This window comes from Bradyrhizobium sp. SZCCHNRI1029, assembly GCF_032487555.1.
Lineage (GTDB): Bacteria > Pseudomonadota > Alphaproteobacteria > Rhizobiales > Xanthobacteraceae > Bradyrhizobium.
This window is the reverse complement of sequence record NZ_JAUEUK010000002.1, coordinates 646772-659814: the sequence shown is the minus strand read 5'-3', so window position 1 is coordinate 659814 and position 13043 is coordinate 646772. Positions and strand designations below refer to the sequence as shown.

Sequence of the window (13043 nt, the reverse complement as noted above, 5' to 3'; positions counted from 1 at the left end):
GCGTGGATCTACATATCGGGCTTGTTCACGCGCGACCTTGCTTCAGGCCGCGACGGATGGGCCTCAGCCGCCAGTAGCGCAATAGCGGCGCCAGAACTGGCGATACCCCTCCTCGACCTTGCGCGTGTAGGTCTCGACGTTGCCGGCGGCCGAGTTGGCCACCCGCATCGGCAGCTCCGCACGGAGCTGAGCGAGCTCGGCCGGCCGCGCCGCGTGCTTCAGGGCGATCGCAATGTACCCCTCGTCGTCCTCGGCCACCCAGTCGTCGAGCCCGATCGCCTTGACGATCGCGCCGCCGGCCCGCGACGCTGCACTGTTGCCGAGCTTGGCAACCACGGGAACGCCGGCCTGCAGCGATTCCCAGGTGCTGACGCCGCCATTCTGCGGGAACGGATCGAGCGAGATGTCGATGTTGGCGAACGCCGCGATGTGCTCATGGCGCATCGAAGCGCCGAGACAGGTGAGGCGGCTCTCGCCGACGCCGTGCGCGGCGAAGCGGGCGATCAGCGTGTCGCGCAGGTATGCGTCCTCGAGCGCGCCGTTCTTGATGACGATGCGGGCGTCCGGCAACGCTTGGAGCAGCGCCGACCACACCCTCAGCACCTCGTCGGAGATCTTGTCGACGCGGTTGAAGACACCGAAGTTGACGTAGCCGTTGCGCAGCATCGGCAGCGGCGTCGGCTGCGCGTCCGGCAGCGGATCCGTGGTGATCAGCGCCGGAAGATCGTAGACCTGCTCGGCAAACAGCGGCCGCACCGCCGCCGGCACCGTCACCGGATCGGCAAAGAAGTAGTCCATCGTGGGCAATCCCGTGCCGGTCGCATTGCCCCATGCGGTGACCTGGATCGGCGCGGGCTTGCGGGCGAACACGGTGAGCCGGTTGCCGGCCGAATGACCGGAGAGGTCGACGAGAATGTCGACCTGATCGGCCTGGATGCGATCGGCCAACTCATCGTCGGACAATTGAGATCCGTCGACCCAGCCGTCGGCCGCCGCCTTGCACTGCTCGGTGACCGAATCGACCAGCGGCGAGCACGAGTAGCAGATGACCTTGAACGCCGCGTGGTCGTGATGGCGCAGCACCGGAAGGAAGGTCAGCGCGGCCGAATGGCTGCGGAAGTCGGACGACACGTAACCGACCGTGATGCGGCGATCCGGATCACGGTCGATGGCGGCGAGCTGGCGCTGCGAGATATGCGCGCCGATCCGCTCCCACCATTCGCGGCGGACGGCCTGATGCACGGCGACGTCGGCGCCGGGATAGAAATCGAGCGCGAAGATCTTCTTCATCATTGCATCCTCGAAATCCGGCTTGATCTCGAGGGCGCGGTCGAAGTGCTGGATGGCGCCGGCCGTGTCGCCCTGCTTCGCCAGGCACGTGCCGAGCCAGATCAGCGCGACCTCCGACGCCGGATTCTGCTCCAGCACCCGCTTGCAGGCGAGCATCGCCGGAGCGATCCGCTCGGTGAGCACGCAGACATGCGCCTTGCCGAGCAGCGCCGCCTCGAGCCCGGGGTCGGTCGCCAGCGCGGCATCGAAATCGGCCTCGGCCTCGGCGAACCGTCCCATCTGCACATAGAGACGGCCACGCTGCGCGATGACGGCCGCCGTGCCCGGCTTCATGGCAAGGGCGGCGTTGAAGGCGGCGAGCGCCTGCTCGAGGTGCCGCAGATTGATGCTGACCAACCCCTTGCCGAAGGTCGCCTGCATGTGCCGCGGCGCCAGTGCCAAGGCGCGGTCGAAGCTCTGTCTGGCCTCCTCGTTGCGCAGCAGGAGCAGTTGCGCCATGCCGCGATTGCAGTAGGCGTCGGCGAAGTCGGGCTTCAGCGCGATGGCGCGGTCATGCACCTCGATCGCCTGCGCGAACAGCTGCATGTTCATCAGGGTGTTGCCGAGGCTCGTCAGCGCGGTGGCGAAATTGGGCTTGAGCGCGACGGCGCGCTCCTGCACCGCGCGCGCCTCCTCGTAGCGCTTCATGCTGAACAGCACGAGGCCGAGATTGGCCAGGGCCTCGGCATTGCGCGGCTCCACCGCGACGGCGCGGGTCAGGGCCTGCTCGGCGAGGTCGAGCCGACCGCTGTCGAGCGCGGAGGCGCCGAGAAGGTGAAGGGCGTCGAAATGATCGGGCACGAGGGCCAGCGCCTGACCGCAGATGGCCTGGGCGTCGGCATGCCGGCCCGACCGGTAGGCCTCGACGGCCTTCGGCAGCAGGCCGTCGGCCTGCTTGCGGTTCTTCTTCTGCAGGCGCGCGTTCTGGAACGCGCGCGATCCGATCGTGCTTTGCAAGGAAGCTCTCCGGCGGACGACGTCCGGGGCTATCTAGCACGGCTCGCGTGATTCGCGGCGAGACCCCGCCCTACTCGCGGCGGTAATCGTCCTCGATGCGGATGATGTCGTCCTCGCCGAGATAGGACCCGGTCTGGACCTCGATCAGTTCCAGCAGGATCTTGCCCGGGTTCTCCAGCCGGTGCACCGCGCCCATCGGAATGTAGATCGATTCGTTCTCGTGCACGGTCTTGACCGTCTCGTTGATGGTGACCCGCGCCGCGCCGCGCACTACGATCCAGTGCTCGGAGCGGTGATAGTGCTTCTGCAGCGACAGCCGCTGGCCGGGCTTGACGATGATGCGCTTGACCTGATGACGCTCGCCATTGTCGACCGACTGATAGCTGCCCCAGGGCCGATGCACCTTGATGTGCGCCTCGGTCACTTCGGGCGCGACGGTCTTGAGCTTGGCGACCAGCCGCTTCAACCCGTTGGCATCGCGCTGGCGCGACACCAGCACGGCATCCTGCGCCGCCACCACGACGAGATCGTCGACGCCCTCGAGCGCGACCAGCGCCTTGTCGGTGACCACGTTGCAGTTGCGGGAATCCTCGAACACGGCGGTGCCGCGCGCGGCATTGCCCTGCTCGTCCTTGTCGGACAGTTCCCAGACCGCATGCCAGGAGCCGACATCAGACCAACCGCACGACACCGCCACCACGGCGGCACGTTCGGTCTTTTCCATCACGGCATAGTCGATCGAGATCGGCTTGGCCGCCGCGAAGGCATCGGAGTCCAGGATGATGAAGCCGAGGTCGCGGCCGGCCTTGGAGACAGCGTCGATCACCGTCTGCACGCTGCCCGCATCGAACTTGCGGTATTCATCGAGCAGGACCGACGCGCGGAACATGAAGTTGCCGCTGTTCCAGAGATAGCCTTCGCGAATGTAGCGCTCGGCGGTCGGCTGATCCGGCTTCTCGACGAACTTCGCGACGGCCCGCACTTCCCCGGATACCGATGCACCCGGGCTGATATAGCCATATTCGGTGGCCGCGCGCTCCGGATTGACGCCGAAGGTGACGATGCGGCCGGCCTCGGCGGCCGCGAGCCCCTGCCGGCACGCCGCGAGAAAAGCGGGGGTGTCACGGACGACGTGATCGGCCGCGAGTGCCAGCACGACAGCGTCCTGATGGCGCGACTGGGCGAACGCCGCTCCGGCGGCGATGGCCGGGCCCGAATCGCGCCGCATCGGCTCCAGCAGCACGTCCGCCTCGATGCCGATCTCGGCCAGTTGCTCCAGCACCATGAAGCGATAGGCCAGATTGGTGATGATGATCGGCCGTTCGAACAAGTCGGCATCGGATACGCGCAGCAGCGTGTCCTGGAACGTGGAACGGGCGCCGAACAGCGGCAGGAACTGCTTCGGGCGAACCTCCCGCGAGGCCGGCCAGAGCCGGGTCCCGGCGCCGCCGCACATGATGAGAGGAATGATGCGTCCGGTCATGAATCAACCCGTTAAATTCGGTGATAGTCGCGGTACCATTTCGCAAAACGTCCGATGCCGTCGGCGATCGACGTCGCCGGCCGGAAGCCGATGTCGCGTTCGAGGTCGCTGACATCAGCATAGGTCGCCTCGACGTCGCCGGGCTGCATCGGCAGCATTTCCCTGATGGCCGGCCGCCCAAATTCCTTCTCCAACAACGTTATCACGTCCATCAGCTGTTCGGGATGATTGTTGCCGATATTGTAAATCCGCCATGGCGCCCGGCTGCTCGACGGATCGGGCCTGTTTCCATCCCAATCCGGGTTTCCCTGGGGCGGGCGGCCGATCAGGCGGACGATGGCCTGCACGATGTCGTCGACATAGGTAAAATCACGCCGCATCCGGCCCTGATTGAACAGCTTGACCGGCTGCCCGGCGAGGATGGCCTTCGCAAAGATGAACATCGCCATGTCGGGACGGCCCCAGGGGCCGTAGACGGTGAAGAAGCGCAGCCCGGTGGCCGGCAGGCGGTAGAGATGGCTGTAGGAATGCGCCATCAGTTCGTTGGCCTTCTTGCTCGCCGCATAGAGGCTGATCGGATGATCGACATTGTCCTTGACCGAGAACGGCAGCTTGGTGTTGGCGCCATAGACCGATGAGGACGAGGCGAACAGCAGATGCTCGCAGCCATGATGGCGGCAGCCTTCGAGGACGTTGATGAAGCCTTCGAGATTGGCGTCGACATAGGCGTGCGGATTTTCCAGCGAGTAGCGCACGCCGGCCTGAGCGGCGAGATGCACCACGACCGGAAAGCGATGCTGGGCGAACAGCGCCTTGATGCCGGCGCGGTCGACGAGATCGAGCTTATGAAAAACGAAACCCGGCTGCGCCTTCAGGATCTCGAGGCGCGCCTCCTTCAGCTTCGGATCGTAATAGGCGTTGACGTTATCGATGCCGATGACCCGGCGCCCCTCCGCAAGCAGCCGCTGCGACAGGTGGAATCCGATGAAGCCGGCGGCGCCGGTCACGAGGATGGGATGATCTGCCATGGTCGCTCCGTCAGGGTCGCCACAGTTCGATGGCGGCGGGTTTGCTCGCGCGGTCGAGCTTCATCTTCACGTCGAGCACGAGGCCGCTCTCCTCGCGCAGCAGGCCCTGCACGAGAGCCCAGCCTCCGGCGAGATACTGATCGTGCGACACGGCCAACACCACCGCGTCGGCTGGGCGCAGCGCCTCGATCGCCGTCAGGCCGATGCCATACTCCTCGTGCACCGCCGCTGCATCGGCGAGGGGATCGGCGATCTGCACCTCGACGCCGAACGACTGCAATTCGCTGATGATGTCGATCACCCGCGAATTGCGGATGTCCGGCACGTTCTCCTTGAACGTCATGCCGAGAATGGTGACGACGCCCCCCCGGCCCTTCCGCCGCAGCAATCCGCGGATGCATTCGCGCGCGATGCGCCGGCCCATCTCGTCATTGATGCGGCGGCCCGCCAGGATCACCTCGGGATGGTAGCCCGCCTTCTCGGCGCGGTAGGTGAGGTAATAGGGATCGACGCCGATGCAGTGGCCGCCGACCAGGCCGGGGGTGAACGGCAGGAAGTTCCACTTGGTCGCGGCAGCCGCGAGCACGTCGCCGGTATCGATCTCCAGTGCCTGGAAGATCAGCGACAACTCGTTCATGAAGGCGATGTTGAGATCGCGCTGGGTGTTCTCGATCACCTTGGCCGCCTCGGCGACCTTGATCGATGGCGCGCGATGGATGCCAGCGGTGACGACCGAGCCGTAGACGGCGGCGACGATCGCGAGCGTCTGCGGATTCTGTGCCGAGACCACCTTGGTGATGGTCTCGAAGCGATGCGTCTTGTCGCCGGGATTGATGCGCTCCGGCGAATAGCCGACGTTGAAATCCGTCCCCGCCTTCAGTCCCGAGCAGCTCTCCAGCAACGGGACGCAGTCTTCTTCGACGGCGCCCGGGTACACGGTCGACTCATAGACGACGATGTCGCCGCGTTTCAGAACGGCCCCCACCGTGCGCGTCGCGGCCAGCATGGCGCCGAGATCGGGCCGCCGCGCGCTATCGATCGGGGTCGGAACGGTGACGATGAAAAAATCGGCAGTCGCGATATCATCCGGCTCGCTGGTGAAGCGCAGGCCTGGCCGGCGCAGGTCGGCCGCATCGACCTCGCAGGTCCGGTCCCTTGCATCCTTCAGCTCCGCGACCCGGACCGCATCGATATCGAACCCGATCGTCGGGCAGCCTGTCCGCGCGAACGCAGCCGCGACCGGCAGGCCGACATAGCCAAGGCCTATCACCGCAATCTTCCGGCCATGAGACATAAATTGATATTCCGGTCGTTTCGGAGGCCATTGACGCCACCCCTGCGACTGTTTAGCCACCGGGGCATCAGGACCGCAAGGGGCGGCTAAGGCTCCCCCTCGACCGGGGTCCGGCCTTGCCAGGACGGGAGTTGCGCGTATCGCACTCGGCTTGGACCGTTTCAACCAAGAGCGAAGCCAGCCTGGCATGCGTGCGTTTTTGATTCTTCTCCTCCGGATCGTGGTGTCGCTGGCCCTGCTGTATCTCGCTCTGCGCGGGATCAACTTTGCGGCGATCCGCGAGCGGCTCAGCCAGATCAACATCGGCTGGATCGGGCTGGCGGTAGCCATCACGCTGGTGCAGATCTTCATCGGCGCCCTGCGGTGGCGCGAGATCTCCGCGCTGTGCGGCGCGCCGCTGACGGACCTGCAGGCGTTCCGCTACAACATGATCGGCGCCTTCTTCAACCAGACCCTGCCGTCCTCGATCGGCGGCGATGCCGTGCGTCTCTGGCTGATCGGGCGCACCGGCGCCGGCTGGCGCGCGGCCAGCTACTCGATCCTGACCGACCGCGCCGTCGGCTTCATTGCGCTGGCGCTGATCATCGTCTCGAGCCTGCCGTGGAGCTATGGCATGATCGCCGACGAGCACGGGCGGCTGGCCCTGGTGCTGGTCGACGCCGCCGCGCTGGCGGCCGGCGTCGGCTTCCTCACCATCGGCCATCTGCCGGCGGCGTGGATGAAGGCGTGGTGGCCGACGCGTCACGTCTATGCCTGCTCGGTGATCGCGAACAAGGTGATCTTCGGCCGAACCACGGCTGCGAAGATCGCCGCGCTGTCACTGTCAATTCACGTGCTGGCCGTCGTCATTGCCTGGTGCGCGGTGCGCTCCATCGCGGCGCCAGCCGCATTCGAACAACTGTTCCTGCTGACCCCGCCGATCATGCTGATCACGATGCTGCCGATCTCGATCGCCGGCTGGGGCGTGCGCGAGGCGACGATGATGGTGGCTTTCGGCTATGCCGGCCTGGCGCCGGCGGACGGCACCGTGGTCTCGATCCTGTTCGGCGCGGTCTACTTCATCGTCGGCGGCATGGGCGGGCTGGTGTGGATTCTCAGCGCCGAAAAAGGCGCCGGCCGCCTCGCCGTTCCCGCGACGGTCGAAGACTGACCTGGATCATGATGCGATTCCACGGAATCGCATCATGATCTCATCTCTTTGTTTGAGCATGATCTTTTCGGAAAACCGGTTTCCACTTTTCCGGATCATCATGCTCTAAGCGGCGCGCGCCCATTCGTCGTGCCAGGCCTGCGCCATCAGCACGTTCCACAGCCAGTAGGAATGATTGTGGCGGCGGCTGAGATGCTCGTCGAACATGCGCGTCACCCGCACCGGATCGAACAGGCCCTGCCGCCTCAGCCGCTCCGGCGACAGCAGGTCCGAGGCCCAGGATTTCAACGGCCCACGCAGCCACGCGTCGAGCGGAATGCTGAAGCCCGTCTTCGGCCGATCGATCATCTCGGCCGGTACGTGGCGATACAGCACCTGCCGCACCAGCCATTTGCCGCGGCCGTCCCGCACCTTCATGCCGGCGGGCACCTTGGCGGAGAACTCGACGACGTCCTTGTCGAGGAACGGCACACGCGTCTCCAGCGCAACCGCCATCGCCGCGCGATCGACCTTCTGCAGGATGTCGTCGCTGAGATAGCTGAGGGAATCCGCCAGGGTCATGCGGTCGAGCGGATCGAGCCGCGCCGCGAGCTGCCGCATCTCGCTCCCCGCCCAACTCTCCTGCTCCGTGCCACCCACCACCGTCCCGGCCGGATCCTGATCGATCGAGCACAGCGCCCGGTAGAGGCCATCAAAGCCGTCGGCGGCAATGACGCGGCCGAGCTTGGCCACCTGATCGCCGGCATGCCGAACCTTCAATCGGGCCGGCAACACCGGCTGCAGCGCCCTGAGAACCGTCTCGGCCGGCTCTGGGGCGATCGCGCCGAGAACGGCGCCAATGGCACGCCGCAGCGGCATCGGCACGCGACCAAGACGCGCCTGCAGCGCGCCGCCCCAGACATGCCTGTTGTAGCCGCCGAACAGCTCGTCGCCCGCGTCACCTGACAATGCGACGGTCACATGCCGGCGCGCGAGCTGCGCGACCAGATGCGTGGGGATCTGCGAGGAGTCGGCGAACGGTTCGTCATAGATCCGCGGCAGCTTCGGCACCACGTCCATCGCGGTCCGCGCATCGACGTACAGCTCGGTATGATCCGTGCCGAGATGCTGGGCAACCCTGCGGGCGTCCTCGGCCTCGTTGTAGCCACCTTCGGCAAAGCCGATGCTGAAGGTGCGGACCGGCTGGCTCGCCCCCGCCTGCATCAAGGCCACGATGGTCGATGAGTCGACGCCCCCGGACAGGAACGCGCCGAGCGGCACGTCCGACAGGCACTGCCGCTTCACGGCGACCGACAGCAACTGCTCCAGCCGATCGACGGCCTCGCGCTCGTCGGCGATGCGATCCTCCTGGGCGGCAGCGACGCGATCGCGCAGCGACCAATAGGGTTGCGGCAGTGGCCAGCCGCCGGGAGCCGCATCCAAGGCGAAGCTCACGAACGACGCCGGTGGCAGCTTGCGGATGCCGGTCCAGATCGTGGCAGGCGCAGGCACGTAGGAATAGCGCATGAACGCCGTGAGCGCCGCGCGGTCGAGCGACGGCGCCCAGGAGGGATGCGCCGCCAGCGCCTTGAGCTCGGAGCCGAACACCAGATCGGCGCCGCTCCAGCCGTAGAACAGCGGCTTTTCGCCGAAGCGGTCGCGCGCCAGGATCAACTGCCGAGTTTCGGCGTCCCAGAGCCCGAAGACGAACATGCCGATCAGGCGCTGAAGCGCCGGCTCAACGCCCCATCGGCTGATCGCGGCGAGCAGCGTTTCGGTGTCGGAATGACCGCGCCAATTCGGCGCGGCGCCGGCGGCCTCCAGCTCTGCACGGACATCGAGATGGTTGTAGATCTCGCCGTTGAAGGTGACGGTGTAGCGTCCGCAGGCACTGTGCATCGGCTGCGCCCCGGCCTCGGAGAGATCGAGGATCGCCAGACGGCGATGTCCGAAGGCAAGCCCCTTCGCAGCACTGATCCAACTGCCGGACGCATCGGGGCCGCGATGCGCCAGCGCTGCCGTCATCCGTTCGACGATCCCGGCCAGTTGGGCCTGGTCGGCTCCGCCGAGGCGAAACAGGCCGGCTATGCCGCACATGGTCCCCTCTCCGCCGCTTCGTCCCCCATCTGCATGGCTCAGTGACCCTCACCAGCGTCGTGCAGCAATTCCGTCTCATGATTGGCCAGGAAACCGAGGCTCGGACGGCTGGTGCCGTAGTAATAGGGCAGCCCCAGCGCACGCCTCCAGCGCGACAGCAGTCGTGCGCCATCGTGATCGCCTTCGAATTCAGCCAACCGACCGTCGGCGATGGCCAGGACCTCATCCGCCGTGTGGCGGATGTCGTCCGCCGAGTTGGTCTCCGGATGCGCGCCGCTCCGGCCCAGCACGGCCGCATCGAACACGCGCCAGCGCCAGGGCGACGTCGTCAGTTGGTGCTGCGTCAGCACGGTGCCGTCTGCCAGTCTGACGGGCTTGAGGGCAAAACGGACGTTGCTGTTCCATAGCTGGGCGTCGGTCGTGATCGCATTCACGATCGCACAAGGAATGCCGAAACTGACAGCGACATTCGTCAACCCGGACGTCGTCCCGATGAAGGCGTGGGCGTGGCGGATCAGGTGGATGTCCATCGGCTCCGATCTGAATTCGCTCAGCGCGTAATCGATCGTGCGAGCCATCGGCGGAAGCCTCGGCGAGTTCGGACCACCGAGCTTGATGACCCATCCGCCACGGGAGGCGATCAGACGAATGGCGTCCAAAGACGTCTCGATCGGCGCATTGCGGTGGGTCTGCCCTGTGCCCATGAACTCGAAATAATGCGCTGCGTCCCGGGTGTGCAGGCACACATACCAGTCGTCGGGCTTCATGCCGTACCTGGAACGGAACGCATCGAAGCGAGCCGCAGCGGCGGCCGCACTCCGGTCGTAGGCATCACGCAACGGATGCCCTCTGCCCTCACGCTCCCATTGCTCGATGGCGATCGCACCCGCGTCCTGCCAGGGCACGACCCGCCCATCCGGCAGCCTGAACGCGTTGAAGTTCAACCCGCACCAGCGCTGCAAGGACAGCAGCTCCTCACCCAGTCGCTCCGATACGGTTTCGCCGATCACCACGACCTTGCCGAAACCTTCAAACAGCTTGAAGAAGACCGCGTTGGCGATGCTATCGGGACGGACGACGATCACGGCTTCGCCTGACCACCAGCCCAGCTCTCGCATCCGAAACAGAATGTCGAGCATGCCGAGATGGCCGATCTGCGTCGCCCATTCCTCAGGAACGAGCCGCAGCGTATCGAAGGTGAGGCCGAGCCGGTCGAGCAGACGCTTCAACTCATCAGAAAGCGGTGGCGGCGATGCCCGCAGTTCCCGCTGCGCATCCAAGGCGCGCTCATACAACCGAATTGCAATCTCGCCGCGACCGACATGCATCACGCGCTGGCCCGTGAAGTTGCACAGGTCGAACAGCCGGCCGGGAGCGCCGCAGAGGAAATCGAGGCTGTTGGGAACATAGCGCGGTGAATTCCGAGCTGCGATGTTCTGGTGGGGACGGAAAAAATGCAGGCTGCTCCGACCCGCCCAGAACATCGCGTCGAGCGCCGCCGCCTCATCCCCTTCGATCACGTCGACCATGGCCTTGTAGAAGGCGAGATCGACCATCGCTTCGAGCTGTTCGGGCTTCGCTCCCGCCGCGGCATCGCGCGCTTCCGAAAACTCGCCCAGTTCGAACAAGGATCGAACCAGCGCGTATCTGGTGTCCGCATCATCGAACGCCAAGGTTTCGCGGCCGACAGTCCCGGCCGCCTCGCGATAGGCACCGATGCTGCTCAGGGCTTGAATCGAAGCGCCGGGGAAATATCGGCTGAGAGCCGTCGAAAAACGAAACTCCGGCCGAGCTGCAAGATGCGACGTCGCATAGGGAAAATAGGCCTGAGCAAGGCGCCGCCGGAGTGGAAGTCTCGCGGCGAAAGCGATGACCAGACCAAGGAACACCGCGCGTCGCGGCAGCAGATTGAGGGTCGCTCCGACTATGACGAAGACCTGGTAGACAAACCGTCGGCGGCCGCCGCGCATCGGCCTTTGCTTTTGCAGTTTCATACGACCAAGTTCCACACAACCTTGAAATCCCGGATTCCGCGCGTTCGGATCAAGGCGGAGCCTGGACGACCGGCCATTCAAGTCGCCTGCGCGCCAAGGATCACGTCTCAGGATAAGGACAATACGCTCGCCGGGTCCAATGGGAGAATTCCCCGTGGAGACATCGCCGCCGCAAATGCCAACCAAGGATTGAGCCGATTGGATCGCAGCTATAACAGAGGTCCCGGGAATTTTCCAAGCCGAACATGGGGATGAACGCGAGCAAAACCGGATGAAATGAGGATTCAGAATCTTAAGCCCGGCGCCGATTGGTCTCGGGGAGTCCCACCTGATGAGCGAGGGCTCGGACGAAGCGTGTCGGACGACCCCGCGTGGAGGCGGCGGCTCCTCCTTGGTTGGAATTCAGCAAAATCGGCATCATTTGCCGTCGCCAACTCCAACGGGAAATGCCCGCTTGAAAGCCGCCGTCTTGACGATCTCGCGAGCGAGATAGCTCGTAAAGATCTGCGCTCCGTGCCTGTCCAAATGGCCGCCGCCGTCGATCGTCGTCAGGCCATCGAATGGCGGCGCGATCAGTTCGATGTTCAATTCCTTCGCCAGTTCTGCGGCCTGCTGGACGCAGGACTGGCTATGCGGGACCAATGTGAGCACGGCCTCTCCGCCCACTTCCTGGAGAAATCTCTTCGCATAGTCGACAATCGCGGGGGTCGTATGGCAGTCGGGATCGCGGGCCGACAGCATCGGCTTGTTGCCCAAGGCGACATAGCCCGGATTGTCATCCAGCCCCATGTCACCATCAGCGATGTTGCGATAGAGGCCGGTGGGCGAGAAATGGCCGTTCTGATACGCCGCAATCAAGTCCTCGATACGCCAGTGCAGATTGCGGCCGACCACCGTCAGGTACCCCCGTAGTCGGTTGCGCTGGACGGCGGCAATGGGCTGCTTCTGCGGACCAAGAGTGACGTTGAGGTCGTTGCTGAAGAAGTGCACGAACTGATCGTCGGCATTGATGATCCACAGACGCGGACGGATTTTCCAGCGTTGGATCACGAGCCGCGAGAACTCACCGCCGCGAATGCCCACGAAGGCCATGTTGTAGATCCCCAATCGACCGAGCACCGGCGATTGCGCGAGCGTCTGCCGGTCTACGGCATAGCTGACGAAGGACGGACCGAGAAAGACAATGTCAGACTGCTCGGCGGCTCCGACCGATCCTCCCAGATTGCTGTAGAAGATATCCTGGTCCTGGATCTGCGGAATGCTGCGGCCTCCAAAATCACGATACCAGTTGGTGTCGCTTTGGCGCGGAATCTGCAACAGCCCATCGCGCAACGTCCACGCGTCGAATGAGAAGAGCGACAAGCCGAGCGAAAACGCGAACGCGGCCGCCAGGCCGACAATTCCGACTGCGATGAGATAGCGCCCGAATCCGGCCGGTTCAGCTGACTTTTCCGGTGCAGACCGGCCGACTGTCGACATGACGCAATTTCCGCTCGATAGGTTGTCTCGGTGGGTGTCGTGGCAGCTGCTTTCGGCTCCGACGACGAGAGTCTAGACACGACGTCAGCCGGTGGAACAGAGGGCTTCCCACTCCTCCCAAGTTTGCTTTGCGCGGGAGCGCAGACCTATCGGGATGTCATCTGCATGATCCATCGAGGGGTTTCTTCGCCGCTGCGGTCGTCGGCAAGAGTGATTGCGCGCCCCCCGTCACGGCGGCGTTGGATTGGCGTCG

8 protein-coding genes are annotated in these 13043 nt (G+C 65.0%); 1 reads left to right on the top strand and 7 read right to left on the bottom strand.

The window, feature by feature from the left end; translation table 11 throughout:
- Positions 1-63 precede the first annotated feature (63 nt).
- From QW861_RS08765 to QW861_RS08750, 4 genes are all read right to left on the bottom strand, one after another.
- A complete protein-coding gene (locus QW861_RS08765; protein WP_315712781.1) occupies positions 64-2286 on the bottom strand; it encodes a tetratricopeptide repeat protein in 2223 nt (740 codons plus the stop codon).
- 70 nt (positions 2287-2356) lie between these two features.
- Entirely contained in the window at positions 2357-3769 is a 1413-nt protein-coding gene (locus QW861_RS08760) for a mannose-1-phosphate guanylyltransferase/mannose-6-phosphate isomerase (RefSeq protein WP_315753217.1), read from the bottom strand.
- Between the two features lie 11 nt (positions 3770-3780).
- Complete coding sequence (locus QW861_RS08755) at positions 3781-4797, bottom strand: NAD-dependent epimerase (protein WP_315753218.1); 1017 nt, start codon at positions 4795-4797, stop codon at positions 3781-3783.
- Positions 4798-4807: 10 nt separating this feature from the next.
- Positions 4808-6091, bottom strand: a complete 1284-nt coding sequence (locus QW861_RS08750) for a nucleotide sugar dehydrogenase (protein ID WP_315753219.1) — start codon at positions 6089-6091, stop codon at positions 4808-4810.
- A 187-nt stretch (positions 6092-6278) separates the two neighbouring features.
- Between QW861_RS08750 and QW861_RS08745 the strand changes: the two genes are divergently transcribed.
- Positions 6279-7241 carry a lysylphosphatidylglycerol synthase transmembrane domain-containing protein gene (locus QW861_RS08745; RefSeq protein ID WP_315712786.1) on the top strand — a complete coding sequence of 321 codons (963 nt, stop codon included), beginning with the start codon at positions 6279-6281 and terminating at the stop codon, positions 7239-7241.
- A gap of 105 nt (positions 7242-7346) precedes the next feature.
- Here QW861_RS08745 and asnB read toward each other — a convergent pair whose 3' ends face one another.
- The 3 genes from asnB to QW861_RS08730 form a co-directional block, all read right to left on the bottom strand.
- On the bottom strand, positions 7347-9317 hold the full coding sequence (gene asnB, locus QW861_RS08740) for an asparagine synthase (glutamine-hydrolyzing) (RefSeq protein ID WP_316192919.1): 1971 nt from the start codon (positions 9315-9317) through the stop codon (positions 7347-7349).
- Between the two features lie 38 nt (positions 9318-9355).
- Positions 9356-11311 carry a TIGR04372 family glycosyltransferase gene (locus QW861_RS08735; protein WP_316172937.1) on the bottom strand — a complete coding sequence of 652 codons (1956 nt, stop codon included), beginning with the start codon at positions 11309-11311 and terminating at the stop codon, positions 9356-9358.
- 417 nt (positions 11312-11728) lie between these two features.
- Positions 11729-12790, bottom strand: coding sequence for a hypothetical protein (locus QW861_RS08730; protein ID WP_316172938.1), 1062 nt, complete (start codon positions 12788-12790; stop codon positions 11729-11731).
- Positions 12791-13043: the final 253 nt, after the last annotated feature.